At 62.0% G+C, this 22143-nt stretch carries 25 protein-coding genes and 1 pseudogene; 13 read left to right on the forward strand and 13 right to left on the reverse strand.

What is annotated here, in order from left to right; genetic code table 11:
• Positions 1 to 43: 43 nt before the first annotated feature.
• Complete coding sequence (locus tag ACSQ8R_RS17350) at positions 44 to 700, reverse strand: hypothetical protein (protein ID WP_436254526.1); 657 nt, start codon at positions 698 to 700, stop codon at positions 44 to 46.
• 207 nt (positions 701 to 907) lie between these two features.
• Here ACSQ8R_RS17350 and ftsE point away from each other — a divergent pair, with 207 nt between their 5' ends.
• The 4 genes from ftsE (at position 908) to ACSQ8R_RS17370 (ending at position 4281) form a co-directional block, all read left to right on the forward strand.
• Complete coding sequence (gene ftsE / locus ACSQ8R_RS17355; RefSeq protein WP_007770735.1) at positions 908 to 1567, forward strand: cell division ATP-binding protein FtsE; 660 nt, start codon at positions 908 to 910, stop codon at positions 1565 to 1567.
• 91 nt (positions 1568 to 1658) lie between these two features.
• Positions 1659 to 2609, forward strand: coding sequence for a cell division protein FtsX (locus ACSQ8R_RS17360; RefSeq protein ID WP_436255507.1), 951 nt, complete (start codon positions 1659 to 1661; stop codon positions 2607 to 2609).
• Between the two features lie 64 nt (positions 2610 to 2673).
• Positions 2674 to 3405 (forward strand): YdcF family protein, encoded by a 732-nt coding sequence (locus ACSQ8R_RS17365; RefSeq protein WP_436254527.1) that lies wholly within the window; start codon positions 2674 to 2676, stop codon positions 3403 to 3405.
• 84 nt (positions 3406 to 3489) lie between these two features.
• Positions 3490 to 4281: a lysophospholipid acyltransferase family protein gene (locus ACSQ8R_RS17370; RefSeq protein WP_436254528.1), complete on the forward strand. Its 792-nt coding sequence runs from the start codon at positions 3490 to 3492 to the stop codon at positions 4279 to 4281.
• On the opposite strand, the gene ACSQ8R_RS17375 is transcribed toward ACSQ8R_RS17370, so the two are convergent.
• Positions 4266 to 4811: a gamma-glutamylcyclotransferase gene (locus tag ACSQ8R_RS17375; RefSeq protein WP_436254529.1), complete on the reverse strand. Its 546-nt coding sequence runs from the start codon at positions 4809 to 4811 to the stop codon at positions 4266 to 4268. The two genes, ACSQ8R_RS17370 and ACSQ8R_RS17375, sit on opposite strands and share 16 nt — an antisense overlap.
• Positions 4812 to 4865: 54 nt before the next feature.
• Here ACSQ8R_RS17375 and ACSQ8R_RS17380 point away from each other — a divergent pair, with 54 nt between their 5' ends.
• Positions 4866 to 5870: a DUF2125 domain-containing protein gene (locus ACSQ8R_RS17380; protein ID WP_436254530.1), complete on the forward strand. Its 1005-nt coding sequence runs from the start codon at positions 4866 to 4868 to the stop codon at positions 5868 to 5870.
• An 18-nt stretch (positions 5871 to 5888) separates the two neighbouring features.
• Here the strand turns inward: ACSQ8R_RS17380 and ACSQ8R_RS17385 are convergent, their stop codons facing one another.
• The 3 genes from ACSQ8R_RS17385 to ACSQ8R_RS17395 form a co-directional block, all read right to left on the reverse strand.
• The gene (locus ACSQ8R_RS17385; RefSeq protein ID WP_436254531.1) at positions 5889 to 6818 is read right to left on the reverse strand and encodes a prephenate/arogenate dehydrogenase family protein; all 930 of its coding nucleotides are present in this window, start codon (positions 6816 to 6818) and stop codon (positions 5889 to 5891) included.
• Entirely contained in the window at positions 6815 to 7924 is a 1110-nt protein-coding gene (gene hisC / locus ACSQ8R_RS17390) for a histidinol-phosphate transaminase (protein WP_436254532.1), read from the reverse strand. Before hisC ends, ACSQ8R_RS17385 begins: the two co-directional genes overlap by 4 nt.
• Positions 7925 to 8225: 301 nt before the next feature.
• The gene (locus ACSQ8R_RS17395; RefSeq protein WP_436254533.1) at positions 8226 to 8966 is read right to left on the reverse strand and encodes a class I SAM-dependent methyltransferase; all 741 of its coding nucleotides are present in this window, start codon (positions 8964 to 8966) and stop codon (positions 8226 to 8228) included.
• Positions 8967 to 9054: 88 nt separating this feature from the next.
• On the opposite strand from ACSQ8R_RS17395, the gene gloB reads away from it, so the two are divergent.
• A complete protein-coding gene (gene gloB, locus ACSQ8R_RS17400; protein WP_436254534.1) occupies positions 9055 to 9825 on the forward strand; it encodes a hydroxyacylglutathione hydrolase in 771 nt (256 codons plus the stop codon).
• On the forward strand, positions 9826 to 10245 hold the full coding sequence (locus tag ACSQ8R_RS17405) for a cupin domain-containing protein (RefSeq protein WP_436254535.1): 420 nt from the start codon (positions 9826 to 9828) through the stop codon (positions 10243 to 10245).
• Here the strand turns inward: ACSQ8R_RS17405 and ACSQ8R_RS17410 are convergent.
• From ACSQ8R_RS17410 to ACSQ8R_RS17420, 3 genes are read right to left on the reverse strand one after another with little or no spacing between them, the layout of a single operon-like run.
• Positions 10242 to 10895 carry a lysoplasmalogenase family protein gene (locus ACSQ8R_RS17410; RefSeq protein ID WP_436254536.1) on the reverse strand — a complete coding sequence of 218 codons (654 nt, stop codon included), beginning with the start codon at positions 10893 to 10895 and terminating at the stop codon, positions 10242 to 10244. The genes ACSQ8R_RS17405 and ACSQ8R_RS17410 overlap by 4 nt on opposite strands.
• A 34-nt stretch (positions 10896 to 10929) precedes the next feature.
• Positions 10930 to 11817: an aromatic amino acid exporter YddG gene (gene yddG / locus ACSQ8R_RS17415; RefSeq protein WP_436254537.1), complete on the reverse strand. Its 888-nt coding sequence runs from the start codon at positions 11815 to 11817 to the stop codon at positions 10930 to 10932.
• 44 nt (positions 11818 to 11861) lie between these two features.
• Positions 11862 to 12635: a DUF3108 domain-containing protein gene (locus tag ACSQ8R_RS17420; protein ID WP_436254538.1), complete on the reverse strand. Its 774-nt coding sequence runs from the start codon at positions 12633 to 12635 to the stop codon at positions 11862 to 11864.
• Between the two features lie 251 nt (positions 12636 to 12886).
• On the opposite strand from ACSQ8R_RS17420, the gene rpmB reads away from it, so the two are divergent.
• The 3 genes from rpmB (at position 12887) to ACSQ8R_RS17435 (ending at position 14363) form a co-directional block, all read left to right on the forward strand.
• On the forward strand, positions 12887 to 13186 hold the full coding sequence (rpmB, locus tag ACSQ8R_RS17425; protein ID WP_151044732.1) for a 50S ribosomal protein L28: 300 nt from the start codon (positions 12887 to 12889) through the stop codon (positions 13184 to 13186).
• Between the two features lie 114 nt (positions 13187 to 13300).
• Positions 13301 to 13939 carry a queuosine precursor transporter gene (locus ACSQ8R_RS17430; RefSeq protein WP_436254539.1) on the forward strand — a complete coding sequence of 213 codons (639 nt, stop codon included), beginning with the start codon at positions 13301 to 13303 and terminating at the stop codon, positions 13937 to 13939.
• 91 nt (positions 13940 to 14030) lie between these two features.
• Entirely contained in the window at positions 14031 to 14363 is a 333-nt protein-coding gene (locus ACSQ8R_RS17435; protein WP_436254540.1) for a pentapeptide repeat-containing protein, read from the forward strand.
• 12 nt (positions 14364 to 14375) lie between these two features.
• Here ACSQ8R_RS17435 and ACSQ8R_RS17440 read toward each other — a convergent pair whose 3' ends face one another.
• From ACSQ8R_RS17440 to ACSQ8R_RS17455, 4 genes are all read right to left on the reverse strand, one after another.
• Positions 14376 to 15365: an esterase-like activity of phytase family protein gene (locus tag ACSQ8R_RS17440; protein ID WP_436254541.1), complete on the reverse strand. Its 990-nt coding sequence runs from the start codon at positions 15363 to 15365 to the stop codon at positions 14376 to 14378.
• Between the two features lie 9 nt (positions 15366 to 15374).
• The gene (gene cobT / locus ACSQ8R_RS17445; protein WP_436254542.1) at positions 15375 to 17279 is read right to left on the reverse strand and encodes a cobaltochelatase subunit CobT; all 1905 of its coding nucleotides are present in this window, start codon (positions 17277 to 17279) and stop codon (positions 15375 to 15377) included.
• A 28-nt stretch (positions 17280 to 17307) separates the two neighbouring features.
• On the reverse strand, positions 17308 to 18300 hold the full coding sequence (gene cobS / locus ACSQ8R_RS17450) for a cobaltochelatase subunit CobS (protein ID WP_436254543.1): 993 nt from the start codon (positions 18298 to 18300) through the stop codon (positions 17308 to 17310).
• Between the two features lie 61 nt (positions 18301 to 18361).
• A complete protein-coding gene (locus tag ACSQ8R_RS17455; RefSeq protein WP_436254544.1) occupies positions 18362 to 18997 on the reverse strand; it encodes a J domain-containing protein in 636 nt (211 codons plus the stop codon).
• A 103-nt stretch (positions 18998 to 19100) separates the two neighbouring features.
• Between ACSQ8R_RS17455 and ACSQ8R_RS17460 the strand changes: the two genes are divergently transcribed.
• The 3 genes from ACSQ8R_RS17460 (at position 19101) to ACSQ8R_RS17470 (ending at position 21077) form a co-directional block, all read left to right on the forward strand.
• Complete coding sequence (locus ACSQ8R_RS17460; protein ID WP_007753730.1) at positions 19101 to 19382, forward strand: BolA family protein; 282 nt, start codon at positions 19101 to 19103, stop codon at positions 19380 to 19382.
• A gap of 350 nt (positions 19383 to 19732) precedes the next feature.
• Entirely contained in the window at positions 19733 to 20230 is a 498-nt protein-coding gene (locus tag ACSQ8R_RS17465) for a hypothetical protein (RefSeq protein WP_436254545.1), read from the forward strand.
• Positions 20181 to 21077 carry a TIR domain-containing protein gene (locus tag ACSQ8R_RS17470; RefSeq protein WP_436254546.1) on the forward strand — a complete coding sequence of 299 codons (897 nt, stop codon included), beginning with the start codon at positions 20181 to 20183 and terminating at the stop codon, positions 21075 to 21077. Before ACSQ8R_RS17465 ends, ACSQ8R_RS17470 begins: the two co-directional genes overlap by 50 nt.
• Before the next feature lie 189 nt (positions 21078 to 21266).
• On the opposite strand, the pseudogene ACSQ8R_RS17475 reads toward ACSQ8R_RS17470, so the two are convergent.
• Positions 21267 to 22139 (reverse strand): annotated as a pseudogene (locus tag ACSQ8R_RS17475) (HlyC/CorC family transporter); the annotation flags it as partial.
• Positions 22140 to 22143 lie beyond the last annotated feature (4 nt).

Consider the following 22143-nt stretch of genomic DNA (forward strand, 5'->3'; position numbering starts at 1 on the left):
GTAAAAAACCGCGATACCACAATCACGCAGACAAGAGAAAGCTCTAGGCGCCCCGTTCGGCGAAGGAAAGCCGCAGATCGGGCAGTTTTCCACCGGGGTGGGGCACGCGCGCCGAGAAGCCGCGGCTCTGGCCGCCTTCGATGGACGATGCGGGCGGCGAGATCAGCGTCGTCGCAACCAGCGCCTGGCCGGACATCAGGTCGGCGCGGATCTGCGGCATGGCGCGGTTGTCACCGCCGCGGTTCTCGACGATGCCGTTGATCAACAGCACGCGCATGCCATTGGCATCCTGCGGGGTCATGGTGACATGGGTGATGTCGAGGGTCGGCCCTGTCTCTGCCGTTGCCGAGCCGGCAAACAGGAAGGTGAAGCCGCCTGCGAGGCTGAAGACCGTAACGAACACGATCGCTACCACCGCCGAGAAGAAATCGGCGGAAAGACGCATCAGGCCGCGCTCTATGCGGGCAAGGGTTTGCTCCGCAAACGACGGCGCCTGGACCGTGGCGGTCGGGCGGGTTCGGTTATCGTTGTGCGAGCGCGGCGTCGGGCCGCGGCGGAAAGTCTCGCGAACCGGCACGAACTGGGCATCGACCACCTCCCCGCGCCGCTGGTTCACCCTTGTGGTGCGTGCGGCAGGTTCCGGCGGCAGGATGTCCATCCGAATGACTGTCTTGCCCTGATGGCTGCCAAATGTGCTCATGGGGCCCTCTTCGGCCCGTTTTCCCCTTTGTTCGGGATGGCGGGCATTGAATCGAATCCTGCTCAGTCGTAAATTGAAATGGTTAACGCTTCGCAAATACGGCCTGAAATTAGCCCTTTTCCGCGCGTGATTTACCGTTCGTTTACCCGGGTCGTTAAGAGATAGACGGGCACCAGAGAGTCGAAAGAGCAAGGACCGGGTCATCCGTTGATTCATTTCGAAAACGTTGGTCTGCGCTATGGGATGGGTCCGGAGATCCTGCGGGATATGACCTTCGACATCCCCAAGCGCTCATTCCAGTTCCTCACGGGCCCTTCGGGCGCTGGGAAGACCACTCTCCTGCGCCTTCTGTTCATGTCGCTGCACCCGACCCGCGGCATCATCCACATGTTCGGCCGCGACCTGTCGCAGATCCCCCGCGCCGAACTGCCGATGCTGCGCCGCCGGGTCGGCATCGTCTTCCAGGATTTCCGCCTCCTCGACCACCTGACGACCTATGAGAATGTCGCGCTGCCGCTGCGCGTGCGCGGCAAGGAGGAGAGCTCCTATCGCAACGACGTCATCGAGCTCCTGAAATGGGTCGGGCTCGGCGAACGCATCAACGTCCTGCCGGCCGTCCTCTCGGGCGGTGAGAAGCAGCGTGCCGCGATTGCCCGCGCGCTGATGGACCAGCCGGAAATCCTGCTTGCCGACGAACCGACCGGCAATGTCGATCCGCCGATGGCGCGCCGGCTCCTCAATCTCTTCCTCGAACTCAACCGGCTCGGCACCGCCGTCGTCATCGCCACCCACGACCTGGCGCTGATGGACCAGGTGGATGCCAGGCGGATGATCCTCACCGAAGGGCGGCTCGACATCTATGAATGAGCTGAGCCGCCCGAAGAGCGCCCAATCGCAGAAGCCCGCAAGCGAGCAGCAGGCTCCGCCGGCCGGCCAGAAGCCGGCACGCCGCGTCGAGATGCGGGTGCGGCCGACCGCGCCGATCCTGCCGCCCTCCAACATCCAGGGCAATGCGCTGATGGTGGTGATCGCCATCATGGCCTTCCTCGCCTGCCTGACGCTCGGGGCGGTCAGCATGGTGAGGGCGACGGCATCGAGCTGGCAGAGCCAGATCTCCCGCGAGATCACCATCCAGATCAAACCAGACGACGGGCTCGACATGGATGCGGCGCTCAAGAAGGCCCGCGACCTGGCGCTCACCTTCGTCGGCACCCGCGAGGGCACGATCATGGACGAAAGCGCGACCGCAAGGCTTCTGGAGCCATGGCTCGGCACCGGGCTGAACCTCGCCGACCTGCCCGTGCCGCGCCTCGTCATCATCACCATCGACGAGCAGAACCCGCCCGACTTCGCCGGAATGCGGGATCTCCTGAAGACGGAAATCCCGCAGGCTTTCCTCGACGACCACCGCACCTGGGTGGACCGCCTGGTGTCGATGGCCCACACCACGGTGCTGATCGGCATGGGCGTCCTTGTTCTCGTCTTCACGGCGATGATCCTGACGGTGATCTTTGCGACACGCGGCGCGCTGTCCGGCAACCGCCACATCGTCGAGGTGCTGCATTTCGTCGGCGCCGAGAGCTCTTTCGTAGCCGGCGAATTCCAGAAACATTTCCTGAAGATCAGCATCAAGGGATCGGCCGCCGGCGGTGCGCTTGCTGCCGCGATATTCGCCATCGCCAACATGTGGCAGGCCAATTCGCTGGCGACGCCGGAAAGCGACCAGGCGACCGCTCTCTTCGGCTCCTTCACCATCGGCATGGGCGGCTATCTCGGCATCTTCGCGACGATGATCGTGATCGCCCTGCTGACGACGCTGACGGCGCGGTTCACGGTCATGCGCACGATCGACGAGATCGACCTGATCCGTTCCGACCCGGCGCGTTCCGATGGATTGTCAGCTTCTTGAATCGGGTCCGATCCCTCTATAGGTTGGCCCTGTTCTCGCCACGAATCTCCGGCTATGGACAGTCATGACCCCGGCCCCGACCACACCCGAAAATGGAACGGAGCGCCACCCGCGGCGGCGGTTCGGCGGCGTATTTTCGCGCGACAGCCGGCTGCGGTGGGCCGCGCGCCGTATCATCATGGCCTGCATGCTCGGCTTGGCCCTGCTTTTCGGCGGTTTTTTATGGTTTGCGAATGCCGTCACGTCGCTGAAGGCACCTGACGGGGTCAAGGCCGATGCGATCGTCGTCCTGACCGGCGGTTATCTGCGGATCGAACAGGCGCTCGGGCTGCTGCGGGACGGCGCCGGCCAGCGGCTGCTGATCTCGGGCGCACATCCGTCTACCAGCCCGACACAGATCCGCAAGGTCACGCAGGCTTCACCCGACCTCTTCGCCTGCTGCGTCGATATCGGCTACGATGCGATCGACACGATCGGCAACGCCAGCGAGATCACCCGCTGGATCCATGACCACGGATACAGGTCCGTGCTGGTCGTCACCAACAACTATCACATGCTGCGCAGCCTGCACGAGCTGCGCCTTGCCGATCCGGTGACGGAGTTCATTCCCTATCCCGTGGTCAGTTCCGATCTCACCCGGAAAGCCTGGTTCACCGAGCCGGACGTGGTACGCACCATGCTTTCGGAATACGGCAAGGTCGTGCTGGCCACCTGCCGCGACTGGTTCGGCATCGAGCGCGGCACCGGACTGCGCAACGAGGATCCGCCGAAACCCGCCTCAAGGCCCGCGCCTTGACAGTTTTCCCTCCATGCGGCGCCACGGCGCTTTTTTCGCGGTGCGATCTCGTGTAGGCAACGCCTGTCCAAGAGGAAGCCTTTCATGCTGCTGGTGCGTTCGGTTCTTTTCAATATCGCCTTCTACACAAACCTGATCGTCCGCATGATCGTGCTGAGCCCGGTCTATTTCCTGATGCCGCGCAAGGCGGCATACCGGATTCCGAAAGCCTGGGCCGCCTCCTGCAACTGGCTGATGGCGAAGATCGTCGGCGCCACGTTCGAGATCGAGGGCCTGGAAAACGTGCCGGAGGGCGGCTGCATCTTTGCGCCCAAGCACCAGTCCGCCTGGGATACCGTTGCATTGCTGCCCTGGCAGCGGGACCCGGTCTATATCCTCAAGCGGGAGTTGATGTGGATCCCGCTGTTCGGCTGGTACGCCGCCAAGCAGAAGATGATCCCGGTCAACCGCGGCGCCCGCGGCAAGGTCATGGTCGATGTCATGAACCGGACGAAGGAGGAGATGGCCAACAACCGACAGTTGATCATCTACCCCGAAGGCACGCGCCGGCCGCCGGGCGCCGAGCCGCAATACCGCTACGGCATCGCCCGCATCTATCGCGACGTAGAGGTGCCCGTCGTGCCTGTCGTCGCCCATTGGGGCCTGTTCTGGGGCCGCCGCAAGCTCATCAAATATCCCGGCCATTTCAAGGTCCGCATCCTTCCGCCGATCGCGCCCGGCATGGACCCGGATGCCTTTTACGCCCATCTGGTCGAAACGCTGGAACGGGAGAGCGACAGACTGCTGGTCGAGACGGTGGAAGCCAATCCGCATATTCCGCTGCCGCCTTCCGCAGTGAAACGGCTTGCGGAACTGAGGGCTCAGACGGCGGCCTGAGCGCCGGCCACGGCCGCGCCGACGCCTTCCAGCCAGTGATCGCGGATGCCCATGTCCTTCAGGTGCTCCAGCGTATTGAACACATAGGCATCGTTCGGCCCCGACTGGCCGACCGAGACGCGGACGATCTCCGCCGCCTGTTCGGTCTCCAACGCGCCGGCATACTGGACATGGCTGCGATCGACTATATAGCCGACCGCCCTGACCTGCCGCCCGTCGCCGAGCGCCACGGGCAGGACCCGTTCCAGATAGACATTGGTGACCAGTTCGCGGCGGCGCAGATAATCCAGCACATCCGCCTGATTCGCCCCGCTCACCCGGAAGGCGACGCCGCGGCATGAGCCGCCGCGGTCGAGACCGAGGACGAGGCCCGGCTGATCCGGCGTGCCACGATGCACATGAGACCAGACGCAAAGGGAGCGATGGAAGCCGAAAGCACGGGCAGGCAGTCTCTCCGCAAACTCAAAACCCGGGTTCCACATCAGGGACCCGTAGCCAAACACCCAAAATTCGTCCATATCCCGCGCCACACCATTCCAATTGAAGCATCCCGCCCCAAGTTTTCAGCACCATTGGAGAACATCATGGCAGCGTCAAGCCGAACTGGCGTCAGCGGCAAATTATGGCTACTCGCCTCCGGGGTCGTGCTGGTGATCGCATTTTACACCGCCGGCTGGTTCTATGCCGCCTCGCTCCTGAAGGAACGGACGCTGGCCCTGCTCGGCAGCCAGGAAACCCGCGGCATCTCGGCCGAATGCACTGACGCGGACTATCGCGGTTATCCCTTCCGGATCGGCCTGTTCTGCTCGAAAGTCGCGGTCGACGACCGCACCAACGGCATTTCCGCGATGTTTGGATCGCTGCGCTCCGCCGCCCAGGTCTACAATCCCGGCCATATCGTCTGGGAACTCGATTCGCCGGTCGAGATCCGCACCGGCCACGGACTTTCGGTCTCGACCACCTGGGAAAATTTCCAGTCGAGCCTGATCACCCGGTTTCGCGGTGTGGAGCGCACCTCGACGGTAATCGAGAACGCGAAAACGAACATCCTGTCGTCGGCGACCGGCCAGGCCTTCAATGTCAGCGCCGGCCACACGGAAATCCACCTCCGACAGAACGGCAGCGATCTCGACGCGGCAGTGACGCTCGAAAACACCGACATGGTGATGAAGGACCTGCCGCAACTCCTGCCGCGGTTCACCGCCAATCTCGACGTGACGCTGACCGGCCGCGCCGGGATCATCGACGGCAGCGATCCGAACGGCACCGCCCTCTATGGCACCGAGGGCCAGATGCGCAGCCTTTCGGCCGATCTCGGCGACGGCAAGCTGATCACCGTGTCCGGCCCCTTCTCGTTCGACCAGCAGGGTTATCTTTCGGGCAAGCTGAAGCTTCGGGTCGAACAGATCGATGCCTGGCGCGACAGCCTGGCCCAAGCCTTTCCGAAGATCGCACCGACGCTGAAGACCGCCGCCAACATGCTTTCGGCACTCGGCCGCGGCAAGAGCGCATCGCTCGACGTCACCATCAACCGCGGCAAGGTGTTTGCCGGCGGCTTCATCCAGATCGGCGAAATCCCGCCGATCTGACCGGGTCACATCCCGATATCACTTCTTGACGTCGAGCGAGTGGCGGCCGAAGTCGGGCGCATCGACGTCCTGGCCGGCCTGGACGATCGAACGGCGGATGGCGCGGGTGCGGGTGAAAAGTTCGAACAGCTTGTCGCCCTCACCCCAGCGGATCGCCCGCTGCAGATAGGCGAGGTCCTCCGAAAACCGGGCCAGCATTTCCAGGATCGCGTCCTTGTTGTGCAGGCAGACGTCCCGCCACATGGTGGGATCTGATGCGGCAAGGCGGGTGAAATCGCGAAAACCGGAGGCGGAATATTTGATCACTTCCGCGTCGGTCACCGTTTCCAGATCGTCCGCCGTGCCGACAATGTTGTAGGCGATGATATGCGGCAGGTGGGAAACGATCGCCAGGACCTTGTCATGGTGCTGCGGGTCCATCTCGTCGATCCGCGAGCCGAGCGCCATCCAGAAGGATTTCAGCCTGTCGAGTGCCACCGGATCCGTATCCGGCAGCGGCGTGAAGATGCACCAGCGATCCCGGAACAGGCCGACGAAACCCGCATCCGGGCCGGATTTTTCCGTGCCCGCCAACGGATGGCCAGGAATGAAATGCACGCCTTGCGGGATATGCGGAGCCATCTGCGCGATGACGGAGGCCTTGGTGGAACCGACATCGGTAACGATGGCGCCGGGCTTGAGGCTGCCGGCGATCTGTTTCGCAACCGCCTCCGATGCGCCGACCGGTACCGAGACGATGACGAGATCGGCATCCTTCACCGCATCCGCCGCGGATGCGGTGTAATGGGTGCCGAGCGCCAGCTCCTCGGCTCGCTTGAGCGTTTCAGCACTGCGCGTGGAAATCACCACCTCGCCGGCAAGGCCCAGTTCCTTGACGTCGCGGGCGATCGAGGAGCCGATCAGGCCGATGCCGATCAGCGCGATCCTGTCGAAAAGCGGCGTGCTCATGCGCTTTTGCCCATGAATTCGCCGAGCGTCTCGATGACGCCGCGATTGGCCTCTTCCGAGCCGATCGTCATGCGCAGCGCATTCGGGAAGCCGTAGCCCCGGACGGCGCGCAGGATGTAACCGCGGCTCGTCAGGAAGGCGTCCGCTTCCGGCGCGCGCTTGCCATCGACATCCGGGAAATGGATCAGCACGAAATTGGCGACCGAAGGCGTCACCGTGAGGCCGATCGCCTCCAGCGCATGCGTGAGCTTGCCCTGCCAGAGATTGTTGTGCTCGACAGCCTTTTCGACAAAAGCCTGGTCGCGGATCGCGGCAGCACCGGCCGCAATCGCCGGAGCGTTCATGTTGAACGGACCGCGCACGCGGTTCAGCGCGTCGAGAATGCCGGCCGGGCCGTACATCCAGCCGATCCGCAGCGCCGCAAGGCCATACACCTTCGAGAAGGTGCGGGTCATCACGACGTTCCTGTTGGCGGACACCAGTTCGAGGCCGGCTTCGTAATCGTTCTTGCGCACATATTCCGCATAGGCCGCGTCGAGCACGAGGATGACGCTCTTCGGCAAGCCTGCATGCAGCCGGCGGATATCGGCGACCGGGACATAGGTGCCGGTCGGATTGCCGGGATTGGCGATGAACACCATCTTCGTCTTCTCGGTGACGGCGGCGAGGATCGCGTCGACATCGACGGTGCAGTCCTTCTCCTTCACCTCGACGACCGTGGCGCCGGCGCCCATGATCTGGATCTTGTAGACGAGGAAGCCATGCTCGGTGATGATCGCCTCGTCGCCGGCGCCGAGATAGACGTGGCAGAGCAGGCCGAGCAATTCGTCGGAACCGTTGCCGCACATGATGTTCGCGATATTGAGGCCATGCACCGAGGCGATCGCCTCGCGCAGCGCGATCGCCTGGCCGTCCGGATAGAGTTCGAGATGGCCGGCCGCCTGCTTGAAGGCTTCGATCGCCTTCGGGCTGGCGCCGAGCGGCGTCTCGTTGGACGACAGCTTGAAGACGCGCGCCACGCCCGGAGCATGTTCCTTGCCGGGCACATAGGCGGCGATATCCAGGATGCCTGGACGCGGAACGGGCTCACTCGTGACGATGCTCATCGGATCAACCTTTTTGGAAAGCCTAAACGGCGGGTATCCAGTGGGATTAAAGCCGAAAAACGCCTTTGTCGAGTATGTGCTTGGGGGCCACTCCCACAAGAGATGCGGGCGACGGCGATGCCCCTCATCCGCCTGCCGGCACCTTCTCCCGGTTCTGACGGGGAGAAGGGATCTGACGCACCGTTTCGTTCCCTCCTATCCGAGGGTATGAGCAAAAAAAATGAGGAGCGGGCGGCTTGCGTCCTTCTCCCCCGCTTGCGGGGAGAAGGTGCCGGCAGGCGGATGAGGGGCAATTCGGCGCTCACCGCGTCCGCGTCGTCGGCACGCCCTGGGGCGCCAGCACCGGCACGAAGACGCGCCGCGACGCGCGGGCGGCGACCGGCAGGCCCTGGTAGAGCCGCTTCTGGGCCTCCAGCACGATGACGCCTGAAAACACGGGCCAGAAGCGCCGGCCCAGCCGCTCGAAGGCGTGGCGCAGCCTCAGCACGGCCCGGATTTTCGACGGCGGGAAAAACAGCGCCTCGGCGCTGGCGCCGGGCGTGAAATTCGTCTCGCGCAACAGCGAGGTGAGCTGGCCACGCGAATACGGCCGGCCGGAGCCGAATGGCGTGTGCTCCATGCGCGCCCAGACGCCGCGGCGGTTAGGCACGACGATGACCAGCCGCCCGCCGGGCGCCAGCACCCGCCAGAGCTCCTTCAGGGTCTCCCGCGGGTTTTCGGCAAATTCCAGCGAATGCACCATCAGCACGCGATCGACGGAAGAATCCGGCAGCGGCAGTTCTTCGTCGAAGACCAGAGCGGTGGAGGAAAGTTCGCTGACCGGCCAGTTCACCGCCCCCTGCCCCGCCGGCATGAAGGCGAAGGTGCGTTCGGTGTCGGCGCGAAAGCGATCGAGATAGGGCACGGCATAACCGAGGCCGACCAGCCGCTCTTCCGGCAGCCTTGCCCAGAGCAGGGAGAGCGCGAACGTGATCGACTGCTCGGCAAGATGGCCGAGGGGCGAGTGATAGAATTCGCGGAGATCGACGATATCGGCGTGCATGCGTAATTTGGTACCAGACGGTGGTTGGACTTCAAGGGACCAGTCTCTACATTGTGACGCAAAACGCTTTCAGCAATGGGGTTATGTTATGAGACCACTGGAACTCGAAGTTTTTTCATGCCGCAGCGACAATTACGGCGTTCTCGTGCACGACCCTGAAAGCGGGCTGACGGCCTCGATCGATGCGCCGGAAGAAAAACCTATCCTCGAAGCGGCGGCCCGCCGCGGCTGGAAACTCACCCATATTTTCACCACCCATCACCATGGCGATCACGTCGAGGCCAACCTGGCGCTCAAGGAAAAATTCGGGCTGGAGATCATCGGCCCGTTCAACGAGGCGGTTGCCATCCCCGGCCTCGACAGGACCATGGCGGATGGCGACGAATTCCAGTTCGGCGAGCATCTCGTCCGCGTTCTCGAGACCCCCGGCCACACCGCCGGCCATATCTGCTACCATTTCCCGGACGACAAGATCCTGTTTGCCGCAGACACGCTGTTTGCTCTCGGCTGCGGCCGGCTGTTCGAGCGCCCGGCTGCCGACATGTGGCATTCGCTGCAGAAGCTCGCCGTCCTGCCGGATGAAACCGCCGTCTATTTCGGTCACGAATATACGCTTTCCAACGCGAAGTTCGCTCTGAGCGTCGATCCGGACAACGAACGTCTGCAGGCGCGCGCGACCGAGATCGAGACCCAGCGGGCGGCCGGCCGGTTTACCATTCCGACGACGATCGGGCTGGAGAAGGAGACCAATCCCTTCCTGCGTGCATCGGACCCGGCCATCCGCCGCAACCTGTTGATGGAGAGCAAGTCCAACGAAGAGGTGTTTGCCGAGATCCGCAAGCGCAAGGACAATTTCTGAATGACACCGGAGGAGATCATCGCCACGCTCGGAATGCAGCGGCATCCGGAGGGTGGCTGGTATGTCGAGACGTTTCGCGACGCTGAAGGCGGCACGCGCGGCCATTCGACGGCGATCTACTACTTGCTGGAAGCCGGCGAGCGCTCCCATTGGCACAGGGTTCGCGATGCGGCGGAGATCTGGCACTTCCATGCCGGCGATCCGCTGCGGCTGCGGATTTCCGACGGAAGGACGGTCGGAGAGGTGACGCTCGGAACGGACCTTGCCAAAGGCGAACGGCCGCAGGCCGTGGTCCCGGCCAACGCCTGGCAGGCGGCGGAGCCGCTCGGCCGCTTCACGCTGGTGGGCTGCACGGTCGCACCAGGCTTTCAGTTTTCGAGCTTCGAGATGGCGCCGCCCGACTGGGAGCCGTCAGCCTAGGCCGAAGGAAGCCCGGCGATCGCCAATGTGAAGATCAGCTGTGCCGGGAAGTAAGTGCCCCACACGAATGGCTTCAGCCTCGCCATGACAGGCGCATCCGGCTTGACCAGGAATTTCTGGATCGCCAGTGCGGTATCGGACATGACGAACAGCGCAGCAGCGACCGCCGGCAGGACCGGCTTAACCGCCAGCGCAGAAAGCGCCATAGCGAGGAGGACGATACCATAAGCGGTGATGGGGATGGCAAGTCGTCCGGCCGGCCGCCACAGCATGAAAAGCGTCATGCCTGTAAGCACGACGAAGATCCAGGCCGCCGTATAACGCCAGGCGGAGCCGACCAGCAGGCTCGGTTCCATCGACGGCCAGAACAGCGCCGCATAGGCAAGATGCGATGCGAGGAAGGCCGCGAGGCCCGAGATGAAGGCTGCCTCTCCCTCGTAGGCGAGGCATGCATCGCCAAACGCCCCGAATATCAGCGCCACGATGAGCAGGGCCGGCGCGCCGGCCAGAACCGCGTAAAGCGCCAGCAGCAAGACCGGCGCGGTCTTCAGCACCGTGCGCAGATGACTGGCAGGCTTTCTGAGCCAGCGGAAATAACCGACCGCAAGCGCGATCGAGGCGGCAAGCACCGCCCAAAGCAACAGAACCATATCTTCCCCCACGTCCCCGACCCATCCGGGACGCCTATTCGGCAATGGCCTCGGTTATCGGCTTCGGCCGGAACATATCCCGCGCCGCCAGCACCGCCCCTCCGGTGATCAGCAGGCAGGCAAGCAGAATGCGCCAGTCCGGTTCGGCAAAGCCGGATGCGACCAGGATCAGTGTCGACAGCAATGGCGCCGCGTAGCTCGCGGCGCCGATGATCTGGATATCGCCGTTCTTGACGCCGTAATCCCAGGCATAGAAGGCCGCGCCGACCGGCAGCAGGCCAAGCCCGACGACCGCCGCCCACTCGCCGCCATTGGCCGGCCAGACGGTCGTCTCGAGCGCCAGATGGCAGATCAGCGAAAGCAGGGATGTGCCGAGGCAGAAACCGGTGACCACATCGGTGGAAACCCGGTCGAAACGCCGCGTCAGCAGCGAATAGCCCGACCAGGTGAAGGCGCAGAGAAAGGCAGCCCCGTAACCCAGGAGATAGGCATCGTCGAAGGCAAGCCCGTTGCGCGACACGATGGCGATCGTGCCGCAGAGGCCGGCAACGGCACCTGCCACATGGTACCAGCGCAGCCTCTCGCCCGGCAGCAGCGCCGATCCGACCACGATGAACAGCGGCCAGAGATAGGCGATCAGCCCCGCCTCAACGGCCGGCGCATTCCGGAGTGCGGTGAAATACAGGAAATGATAGCCGAACAGGCCGCCAATGCCGGTGATCCAGACCTTGGCGGGCTGTTTCAGAAAAGCGATCCGTTGCGGTCTGACGATGAAAAGCACGATGCCCGGCAGGCTGCCGATCGCGAACGTCATCGCATTCATCTGGAAAGGCGGCACTTTTCCGGATGCAGCCGTCATCAGGGCCAGCAGCGACCACATCAGGATCGCCGTAAAACCGATCAACGTTCCCCGGATTTTCACTCCTGCCCCCCGAACGCCCTCTGGACGCCCAGGCGAGCGCCCCATCAGCCGCCGTATTTGACGGCGGTCACGTAAACCTGCCCCATCCTCGTCGGGATGACGGCATAGACGGGAGCATATACATTCACCGACTGCGCCTTGGCAAACCAGATTTCCATCGGCGTCTTGCGTAAATACTCGATATCGCTGCGGCCGCGCCGGAAGCCCGATCTGGGAAGGTAGCGGATCGAGCAGACGATCGCCTCACCCTTGAAACCGTCCGTCGAGAACGGCCTGGTGCCCTTCGGGGTCAGCACCAGGTCCATGCGCGACTCACCGTCATAGATCGGCAGCCGGCTGGGGCAGACCTTGGCGTCGCCTGGGAACAAGAGGCCGCTCAACGGGTCGAGGACCGCGCGCAGGTCCTTGTCTGTTACGGGGATCCAGGTTTCCGGATTGCGGGTCGGCTCGGGTTTGACAGTCGTCTCGGTGACGTTGCCGTTGCGGTATTCGACGTCGTAGACGCGCGTGCGCCGGCCGGCGCTGTAGACGAGGTTGTAGCGATCGGCCTGCAGCTTGTCGGCCTGCATGCGCCCGCTGACGCTGGTCTCGGCGGAAATCCGGCTGATGATATTGACGATCCCGGCCGATTTGAACGTTCCGGTAATCTTGTAGTCGCTGCTGTTGAATTCGCTGGCGAAAGACGCCTTGGCGATCGGCAGGATTCCGAGCGAGATATCGTACTCGCTGACATGACGGATTTCCGCCGAGCCGAGCGGGACGGTCGTGAACCCGAAGACGAGCACGAAGGCACTGACGAAACTGCCGCGAAGGTTCATGATTCTGCCCTGACCGATGAGGACGCCGAAAAGCGTCTTCCCGGAGACATATAGACGGTGCATCATGGCAAGAAAATAGCGGCTTCGCGGCACTGGCAGCGGATTCTCTTAGGGTTGGGCCAAGGTTTTGGCTTGACGCGACGAGCCCCACTGACTATAGAACCGCAACTTTCCACTCAGGACCAGTTGGATCGGCGCGCCGGGCATTGCCTGGAAGTACCATCCGATTGCAGAAGAACAAAGGTGTATCCATGTCTCGTGTGTGCGAACTGACCGGCAAGGGCGTTCTGACCGGCAACAACGTAAGCCACGCCAACAACAAGACCCGCCGTCGGTTCCTGCCGAACCTGTGCCAGGTCACGTTGATCTCCGACGCTCTCGGCCAGCGTTACCGCCTGCGCGTTTCGGCGCACGCCCTGCGCTCCGTCGAACATCGCGGCGGCCTCGATGCCTTCCTCTTGAAGTCTGACGAGACCGAACTGTCGATGCGCGCCCGCCTGCTGCGCCGCCAGATCGTCAAGAAGACCGCCGAAGTCGCTGCTGCGGCTTAATCGGCCCGACGACAAATCATCCGGCTTTGAACAAGGCTTGAACGGGTAATACCGGCCAGGCCTTTTCTCTTGGCCTTCATAACTCCAACTGGTGGCATCACCCAGGATAAAAAAATGCTGAGCTCACGCTATACTTTCATCTATGCCCTGCTGATGGCGGCCGTGGTCGTCGCGTCGAACTTTCTGGTCCAGTTCCCGGTCGTCGGGACGTTCTGGGGCATCGCGCTTGGCGATCTTCTGACATGGGGCGCCTTTATCTATCCCTTTGCCTTCCTGGTGACTGATCTCGCCAACCGGCAGTTCGGGCCGTCGGTTGCCCGACGCGTCGTTCTCGCAGGCTTCGTCGTCGGCGTGACGCTGTCGTTCCTGGCCTCCGCCCCGCGCATCGCCGTCGCCTCGGGCACCGCCTATCTGGTTGGCCAGCTTCTCGACATCTCCGTGTTCAATCGGCTCCGCCGCCAGACCTGGTGGCGCGCGCCGCTCGCCGGCTCCCTGCTCGGTTCGGCACTCGACACGCTGCTTTTCTTCTCGCTCGCCTTCGCTCCGATTTTCGCCTTCATCGGCCCGAACGAAGACTTCGCGATCGCCTCAGCTCCGCTCCTCGGCGCGTTTGCGGCAGAAGCCCCGCGCTGGATCTCCTGGGCGCTCGGCGACCTCGTGGTCAAGATCCTGGTCGGCGTCGTGCTGCTCCTGCCCTACGGCGCGCTGATGAACGTGCTGAAACCGATGCCGCAGGTGGCGAAGGCCGCCTGACCTCCGAAACCGTCCGCCTCGATCCCCGCTTGCAAGTTGAAAGGTTGCATTGCAGTCTGCCCTGCGACGCAACCTTCATGGACGGGCTACGATGCAGATTCACGATGTCTTCGATGTTCTGGAAGCCACCCGTACAACTCTTTCAGGCTCGTCGTTCGACGATGTGAACCTGTCCGGCACGCGCTTCAACAACACGAATCTGTCGGGCGCGAGCTTCAATCAGATCAATTTTGCTGGCGCGACATTCAACGACAGCAATATGTCGGGCTGGTTCATCAACGACGTCAACCTGTCCGGCTTGCGGCTGCACAACTCCAACCTTTCGGGCGCAGAGTTCGTGGGATGCAGAATGACGGGAGCCAAGATCGACGGCATACCCGTTCAGGCACTGCTCGATGCGTACAACGCCGCGAAAAAGGACTGAAGCCGGAAACCGCTACCGGTTCAGCCGGAACTCGAGCATCACGTTACGCTGCAGCAGGTTGCCGTTGTCATCCGAAACCAGGATCAGATGCGGCTTGCCCTCCGGCCCGGCAATGACGTCGAGCCCTTCCATGTTGTCGATCGCATAACCCATATCGGCTTCCAGAAGCACCTCGCCATCCACGACAGCGCCGGGACGGATGCTGTCGCCCTTGATCAGGCGAATGCGCATGCCGAGGCCGCCAAGGAAGCTGAAGCGGCGCTCCAGCAGCAGGAAATCACCGTTCGGCAGAAAGGCGCCATCCGTCGCGTCATAAGGATCGTGCCGCACCACTTTGAAGACGCCCTTCAGCGGGCCTTCCAGGATCGCGGCAAAGAGGTTTCCCTGATCATCAAGGCTATGCTCGGTGACCACGACGGGCGAGCCCTTGAGCGGGCCGGATTTCGGCGACACCGCCACCGTCTCCATTCCGGCATTCATCCGGAACTCGTGGCGAGGGATCGGCAGATCAAGGCTTTTCAGGGGAGCGGATGTTTCGAACCCCGGATCCGGATAGGCATCGACCCGGTGCAACTGCTCGAAACTGACAAGTGCCTGACCGTCCCTCAGCGCCAGCCCCTCGGCATCCGAATTGTATTTCGAGCCGACACGGCCGCCGCGGATGAGGATCGGGTTGATGGCAAGATCGGTGAGATTGGCGAGGTGCCCGCCGGCATCCCGCTGGATGCGGCCGGTCAACCAGGAACCGGTATCAAGCACCGACACGAAACGCTCGCCATCGGGGCGAAAGCGGATGCTCGACAGCGACTGTAGCCGGCTATCAGGTGACGAAAACTCGATGCCGCCCAGAAACTCGAGCGCCCCGAACCGCGTTTCCGCCGAACCGCGCTTGAATTCGGTGATGGTGCGCGCCCTGACCGAAACAATGTCGGTGGCCGGCGCCACCGGAGAAGCGATGGCGCCAAAAAGGATGGCCCAGACGACGAGACGGGGAAGCTTCAAGCGCGGACCTCAGCCGGCCCGCCGCATGCGGCCCGTCCCCGCCGAACGACCACCCTTTTCCGCAAACAGTTCGGCAAGCTGCTCGGTCATAGCGCCGGCAAGTTCGTCCGCATCGACGATCGTCACGGCCTTGCGATAATAACGCGTCACGTCATGGCCGATGCCGATTGCCAGCAGTTCGACCGGCGAGCGCGTCTCGATCTGCTCGATGACGGCGCGAAGATGCCGTTCGAGATAATTGCCCGGATTGACCGACAGCGTCGAATCATCAACCGGCGCGCCGTCCGAGATCATCATCAGGATCTTGCGCTGTTCGCGGCGGGCGATCAGGCGGTTGTGCGCCCACATCAGCGCTTCGCCGTCGATGTTTTCCTTGAGCAGGCCCTCGCGCATCATCAGGCCGAGATTGCGGCGCGAACGGCGCCACGGCGCATCGGCCGACTTGTAGACGATATGGCGCAGGTCGTTGAGACGGCCGGGCGTCGGCGGCTTGCCGCTCGCCAGCCACTTTTCGCGCGCCTGCCCGCCCTTCCAGGCCTTGGTGGTGAAGCCGAGGATCTCGACCTTGACGCCGCAGCGTTCCAGCGTGCGGGCGAGGATATCGGCGCAGGTGGCGGCAACCGTGATCGGCCGGCCGCGCATCGAGCCGGAATTGTCGATGACGAGAGTAACGACCGTATCGCGGAACTGTGTGTCGCGCTCCTTCTTGAAGGAGAGCGGCTGCATCGGGTCGATGATCAGGCGCACCAGGCGGGCCGGATCGAGATAACCCTCTTCCAGGTCGAAATCCCAGGAACGGTTCTGCTGCGCCATCAGGCGGCGCTGCAGGCGGTTGGCAAGCCGGCCGACGGCACCCTGGAGATGGGCGAGCTGCTTGTCGAGGAAGGCCCGCAGCCGGTCGAGCTCCGCCTCGTCGCAAAGCTCCTCGGCGGTGATTTCCTCGTCGAATTCCTGGGTGAAGATCTTGTAGTCGACCTTCTCGTTGAAATCGTCGAACGGGCTGTTCGGCCGCCGGGTTTCGCCGGGCGTCTCGGAATGCTCGTCGCTGTCGTCCGACATGTCGTCGTCGGACATTTCCGCGCCGTCCATCTCGCCGTCGTCCATTTCCTCGTCGGACGCATCGCTCTGCTCGGCCGGTGCGGCGTCCGAACCGGCCTCCTCCTCGACCTCGTCGTTCTCGGTCTCGTTGCTGCGCGGCTGGTCTTCCTGGTCCGGGTTCTCCATCTCCTCCGGATCGGTATCCTCGTCGGCAAACTCCTCCGCCATCTGCATGGAGGTGAGCATGTGCCGCACCAGCTTGGCAAACGCCTGCTGGTCCTCGATCACGTTGCGAAGATTGTCGAGATCGCCGGCCGCCTTGTCCTCGATGAACGGCCGCCAGAGGTCGAGCACCTTGCCGGCACTCGCCGGCGGCTTGATGCCGGTCAGCTTTTCGCGCACCAGCATGGCGACCGCTTCGCCGATCGGCGCGTCTTCCTGCCGTTCGACACCGGAAAAATTCGCCTTCGAGTATTTTTCCGCATGCATCGAATTGAGGTTGGCGGCCATGCCGGCCATCCGCAATGCGCCGATCGATTCGACGCGCGCCTGTTCGACCGCATCGAACACGACGCGCGCATCGGCGCCCTGCGGCGACATGCTGGCATGCGTGGCCGTGTCATGGCAGGCGATTCGCAACGCCATGGAATCGCCGAGCCCACGGGTCACCGCGAGTTCGTGCGCCGTCGGTCGCTTGGAGATTTCCGGCAGGCGAATGCGCTCGCCGGCAAGGCCCGGACGCTCGTTGGCGAACGTGACCTCGACTTCAGCGTCGCCGGCGATCGACCGCACGCAGCCGGTGATCGCCCGCCGCAACGGCTCGGTATCGACCGGACCGCCCGACTTGGCTTTCGAATTGTCTCCGCGACCTGCCATGATCTCGTCCTCTCGACTCCCTCTGGGCCTACGCTCCGAGAACGATGTTGGCGGCACTTTCCTTCAGCTCGACGCCGAATGCGCGCTGGTACTGTTCGGCGACCAGCGTGCGTTCCAGTTCGTCGCACTTGTTGAGGAAGGTGATGCGGAAGGCGAACGCGATATCACCGAAGATCTCGGCGTTTTCCGCCCAGGTGATGACGGTACGCGGGCTCATGACGGTCGAAAGATCGCCGTTGATGAAAGCAGACCGGGTGAGGTCGGCGACGCGGACCATCTTCGACACCGTCTCGCGGCCCTCGGCCGTACGACCGAAGGACTTCACCTTGGCGGCGACGATATCGACTTCCTTCTCATGCGGCAGGTAGTTCAGCGTCGTCACGATCGACCAGCGGTCCATCTGTGCCTGGTTGATCTGCTGCGTGCCGTGGTAGAGGCCGGTCGTATCACCGAGACCCACCGTGTTGGCGGTCGCGAAAATGCGGAATGCCGGGTGAGGACGGATGACACGGCTCTGGTCGAGCAGGGTCAGGCGGCCGGAGGATTCCAGGACGCGCTGGATGACGAACATGACGTCCGGACGGCCGGCATCGTATTCGTCGAAGACGAGCGCGACATTGTGCTGGTAGGCCCAGGGCAGGATGCCGTCCTTGAATTCGGTGACCTGCTTGCCGTCCTTCAGCACGATCGCGTCCTTGCCGACGAGATCGATACGGCTGACATGGCTGTCGAGGTTGATGCGCACGCACGGCCAGTTGAGGCGGGCGGCGACCTGCTCGATATGGGTGGACTTGCCGGTGCCGTGGAAGCCGGACACCATGACGCGTCGGTTATGCGCAAAACCTGCGAGAATGGCGAGCGTCGTATCGCGGTCGAAAAGGTAGTCCGGGTCGAGATCCGGAACATAGGGGTCGCCGCTGCTGTATGCCGGAACCCTGATATCGCTGTCGATGCCGAAGACTTCCCGGACAGAAACGGTCGTATCGGGAAGGTTTGAAATGTCTAGATCAATCTTACTCATCGTCTCTCCAAGGCGCGAGCCGCCGCCCGGCCGTCATCCTCACTGCCATAATTTTTACGGCTTAGCAGAAACCCGCCTGCTTCAACAACTGATATGCTTGAATGACGGCACGAAAACGTTCTTCCGAACCGCGGTCGCCGCCGTTCGCATCCGGGTGATGTTTCTTGACCAGTTCCTTGTAGCGGGTTTTGATCTCCGCCGCGGTCGCATTGGCGGCCAACTCCATCGTATCGAAGGCTTTGGCCTCCAATGTCTTCAGCTTGCGCCCCTGCGTCTGGAAACGGGGGCCGGTCGCCCGTGCACTGGACACGAAGCCGAACGGATCCCTGAAGCGCTGCTGGGTGCCGGTAGCGCCGGCAGCACCCGAGCGCGCCGTGGAATGAAGCGGCGCATCCTTGGCGGCCTTGTTGACGCCGACGGTCCAGGTCGGCCTGTGGCCGGTGATCGCCTCTTTCTGGTACCGGGCGATCTCGCTGTCCGACAGGCCGGAGAAATAATTGTAGCCCTTGTTGTATTCCCTGACGTGTTCGAAGCAGAACAGAAAAAACTGGCCTTCCGCGTTGCGGCCCACGGGAGCGCGATGAGCGCCGGGCTTGTCGCAGCCGTCCCATTGGCACGTCGGCGCTTCAGGCACAGCTTCCTGCTGCCTATTCTTGCGCGTCCGGATGCGGTCGAAATATTTGGAATCTAGTTTCATAAGGCCCTCATTATGGGGCGACGAACAGGGCGCGGCAAGAATTGACAAAGTCCTTTCTTACTGGTTTGTGAGATGCCCCTTTTGCGTCGCAACGGAGACCGAAATGTCCGTCAAATCCCGGATCGAAATCACGCTCACCGATAATCTCGAGCCGGAACGGCTGGTCGTCATCGATGAAAGCCATCAGCACGCCGGCCATCAGCCAGACATCACCGGAACCGGCGAAACCCATATGCGGGTCCGCATCGTTTCGAAGAAATTTTCCGGAATGAGCCGGCTCGACCGGCATCGGACGGTGAATGCCCTGCTGAAGCCGGAACTCGACGCCGGACTTCACGCGCTGGCCGTGGAAGCCTCGGCACCGGGCGAGCCGACGCGCTGGTAGCTGGACTTAGATAGGGATGATGGGGTCAGCGGCCAAGGTACGGGCGTCATTCACTGTGGGATATTGCTTTGGCCGGCCTGCCACTATTTCTCAAGGGTTGACGGAGGAGTGGCCGCTCAGTGCCCAAAAGCAGGCATTGAACTGAATAATTCCTTTGCGCTGGCGATCTCGGCTTTCAATGCTGAAACGCGCGATGGTCAAGCCGTCGATAGCCTTGATCCATGCGATGTTATCAGTTGTTGCTAAGATTGTGTTTCTTACGGCTACCAGTGCATCTCAAAATTGTAGTGCACGTATTTATCGGGTAGCTACCAGTTCGGGCAGAAATAAACGACACGTCGGGGGCTGGGTTGGAAAAATCGACAGAAGTTAAAATTGCTCATCTAGAGATGATTCAGGGCGTAATCGGTAGGATGGCTACCGATTCGCAGACTCTGAAAACACTGACTATTACAATAACCGCCGCGATCATCGCTATTGCACAAGCCAGCGGTGACTCGACCCCCAAACTAGCCTTGCTGGGCATATTTCCAACGTTGATTTTCTGGTATTTGACCGCTTACTATCTCCAAGTAGAGCGGGCGTACCGGGCGCTCTATGACGCTGTGCGCCGCGATGAAGACATCGATGAATTCTCCATGGAATGGAAGCCATTTAAAAAAATCGCGGGAAATCTTATGTTTTTGGCGTTTAGACCTACAGTTTTTCTTATCTACACTTCAGCGATTGTGTTACTTATATTGGTGGCATTGGTATCAGTGGGGGAATCACATCAGCCGCAAGGAGCGGGGCTAGACGATGGACGAATTCACAAACAACAGCACGAAAAATTACCTTGCTTTACTTGAGGCCCTGACGAAACCAAAGCCTCTTGAGTCAACGAACCCATTCCTTAATATTGCTGGGATTCTTAGCAATCCTGCCCCCGCTCCGCTTACACCTCCCAACAACGGACAAAACGCGCTCATCAATGCGCTATTAAATCCTATCCCGACTCCACCCCGTCCCGCTGATCCGTTCGGATTGAATGCACTACTTACAGGACTCAACTCGTCGTCAATTTGGGACAAGCCACCAGTGGTTCCAGATACACGACGAAAAGTCTTTTTTTCGTTTCATTACAATGACGTGATCCGGGTCAACAATGTTCGGCGCTCGGAGCAGTTCAAGGCCAAGGCTCGCGAAGTTCCCCAATCGTTTTACGACCGCAGTCTTTGGGAAAAACGGCAGCTGACCAATCCCGATAGCCTGAAGGAAATGATCCGGACGGGTGTTAAGGGTGCTTCCGTAATATGCGTCCTGATCGGAACCGAAACATACGCAAGAAGATGGGTTCGCTATGAGATTGCGCGCGCAATCGTCGATAGGAAAGGGCTCGTTGGTGTACACATAAACGGCCTTCGACATCATCGAGAACAAATTTCCCATCCACGCGGACCTGATCCGTTCGCATTTTTGGGGATTGGTTTGATGCAAGATGGCACGTATCGAATCTTCGAATATGGCCCCAACGGTTGGCAGCGATATCAGGACTATGTGGGGTCAGTGCCGCTACCGAAATACCTCCATGCACCGCAGGTCAGCTATATCGCGCCTCTTGCTAGTGGAGTGGTTTGTTACGATTATGCCGCTCAAAATGGCAGCACAAATATTCCTTTGTGGCTGGATCAAGCAGCGGGGCGTATGGGCCGTTGACGGCAAGTACCTTTCAAAGGCAGCCCTCGCAATCACCCGTTTGCCGAAAACAATGCATGCTTAGTGAAATGGTGGGAGGACGGGCGAAGTCGAAGAAAATCCGGATTATGCGAGGGCCATCGTCACCCGTATTGGGCCAAAAGCCGCCAACTTCCGCACCGGACTGAAAGGCTGTCGCGAAACGAAAGCCTACTCCGCCGGAAGCGTCACATCTTCCGCCGGCCTGATCCTCAGCCTCGTAATGCGGTTCTTCTCCCGCTTCATCACCGTGAACCGCTTGCCGTAGAACGTGAAAGCCTGCCGCTCCTCCGGGATCAGCTTGGACTCGTGGATGACGAGGCCAGCGATCGTGGTTGCCTCGGCATCCGGCAGGCTCCAGTCCAGCGCGCGGTTGAGATCGCGGATCGGCACCGAACCATCGACCACGATCGAGCCGTCCGCTTCCTGGCGCACGCCCTGTATCTCGATATCGTGCTCGTCGGCGATATCGCCGACGATCTCCTCAAGAATGTCTTCGAGCGTGACGATCCCCTGCACCTCGCCATATTCGTCGACCACGACCGCGAAATGCCCCTTGCGCCGCAGGAAGGCGCTGAGCTGATCCTTGAGGCTGGTGCTATCGGGCACGAACCACGGTTTCTGGGCGATCTTGACGATATCGAGGTTTTCCGGCTCGACATTCGGCTCGGCCAGCGCCCGAAGCAGATCCTTGGCATGCACGACGCCGATGATGTTCTCGGTCGAGTTCCGCCAGAGCGGCATGCGCGTATAGGGGCTTTCGAGCACGGTGCGGACCGCCACTTCCGGCGGATCGTCGGCATTGACCGCCCGCATCACGGTGCGGTGCTTCATGACGTCGGAGACTTCGAGCTCCTCGAGCTCGAAAAGGCCGCTCAGCCGGTCGCGATCCTGCTTGTCGAACTTTCCCTCGCGATGAACGAGGTCGAGAGCGGCATGCAGGTCGTCATGGCCGGACAGCGCCAGGGTGTGCTCGGACAGGGAAACGCCGAACGCGCGAAGAAGCCCGCGGATCACCGCGTTGACAGCACGCGACTTGAGGCCCCGT

Origin of the sequence: Neorhizobium sp. LjRoot104, assembly GCF_964253725.1 — a bacterium.
Classification (GTDB): domain Bacteria; phylum Pseudomonadota; class Alphaproteobacteria; order Rhizobiales; family Rhizobiaceae; genus Neorhizobium.

What these genes read in the sequence shown, in the direction of transcription:
- rpmB (WP_151044732.1), top strand. Translation starts at nt 12,887, where the DNA reads ATGTCTCGTGTGTGCGAACTGACCGGCAAGGGCGTTCTGACCGGCAAC.
- ACSQ8R_RS17385 (WP_436254531.1), bottom strand. Translation starts at nt 6,818, where the DNA reads ATGAGCACGCCGCTTTTCGACAGGATCGCGCTGATCGGCATCGGCCTG.
- ACSQ8R_RS17460 (WP_007753730.1), top strand. Translation starts at nt 19,101, where the DNA reads ATGTCCGTCAAATCCCGGATCGAAATCACGCTCACCGATAATCTCGAG.
- ACSQ8R_RS17430 (WP_436254539.1), top strand. Translation starts at nt 13,301, where the DNA reads ATGCTGAGCTCACGCTATACTTTCATCTATGCCCTGCTGATGGCGGCC.
- ACSQ8R_RS17380 (WP_436254530.1), top strand. Translation starts at nt 4,866, where the DNA reads ATGGCAGCGTCAAGCCGAACTGGCGTCAGCGGCAAATTATGGCTACTC.
- ACSQ8R_RS17420 (WP_436254538.1), bottom strand. Translation starts at nt 12,635, where the DNA reads ATGAACCTTCGCGGCAGTTTCGTCAGTGCCTTCGTGCTCGTCTTCGGG.
- ACSQ8R_RS17470 (WP_436254546.1), top strand. Translation starts at nt 20,181, where the DNA reads ATGGACGAATTCACAAACAACAGCACGAAAAATTACCTTGCTTTACTT.
- ACSQ8R_RS17405 (WP_436254535.1), top strand. Translation starts at nt 9,826, where the DNA reads ATGACACCGGAGGAGATCATCGCCACGCTCGGAATGCAGCGGCATCCG.
- ACSQ8R_RS17370 (WP_436254528.1), top strand. Translation starts at nt 3,490, where the DNA reads ATGCTGCTGGTGCGTTCGGTTCTTTTCAATATCGCCTTCTACACAAAC.
- cobT (WP_436254542.1), bottom strand. Translation starts at nt 17,279, where the DNA reads ATGGCAGGTCGCGGAGACAATTCGAAAGCCAAGTCGGGCGGTCCGGTC.
- ACSQ8R_RS17410 (WP_436254536.1), bottom strand. Translation starts at nt 10,895, where the DNA reads ATGGTTCTGTTGCTTTGGGCGGTGCTTGCCGCCTCGATCGCGCTTGCG.
- ACSQ8R_RS17365 (WP_436254527.1), top strand. Translation starts at nt 2,674, where the DNA reads ATGACCCCGGCCCCGACCACACCCGAAAATGGAACGGAGCGCCACCCG.
- ACSQ8R_RS17350 (WP_436254526.1), bottom strand. Translation starts at nt 700, where the DNA reads ATGAGCACATTTGGCAGCCATCAGGGCAAGACAGTCATTCGGATGGAC.
- ACSQ8R_RS17395 (WP_436254533.1), bottom strand. Translation starts at nt 8,966, where the DNA reads ATGCACGCCGATATCGTCGATCTCCGCGAATTCTATCACTCGCCCCTC.
- ACSQ8R_RS17435 (WP_436254540.1), top strand. Translation starts at nt 14,031, where the DNA reads ATGCAGATTCACGATGTCTTCGATGTTCTGGAAGCCACCCGTACAACT.
- hisC (WP_436254532.1), bottom strand. Translation starts at nt 7,924, where the DNA reads ATGAGCATCGTCACGAGTGAGCCCGTTCCGCGTCCAGGCATCCTGGAT.
- cobS (WP_436254543.1), bottom strand. Translation starts at nt 18,300, where the DNA reads ATGAGTAAGATTGATCTAGACATTTCAAACCTTCCCGATACGACCGTT.
- ACSQ8R_RS17360 (WP_436255507.1), top strand. Translation starts at nt 1,659, where the DNA reads ATGCGGGTGCGGCCGACCGCGCCGATCCTGCCGCCCTCCAACATCCAG.
- ACSQ8R_RS17455 (WP_436254544.1), bottom strand. Translation starts at nt 18,997, where the DNA reads ATGAAACTAGATTCCAAATATTTCGACCGCATCCGGACGCGCAAGAAT.
- gloB (WP_436254534.1), top strand. Translation starts at nt 9,055, where the DNA reads ATGAGACCACTGGAACTCGAAGTTTTTTCATGCCGCAGCGACAATTAC.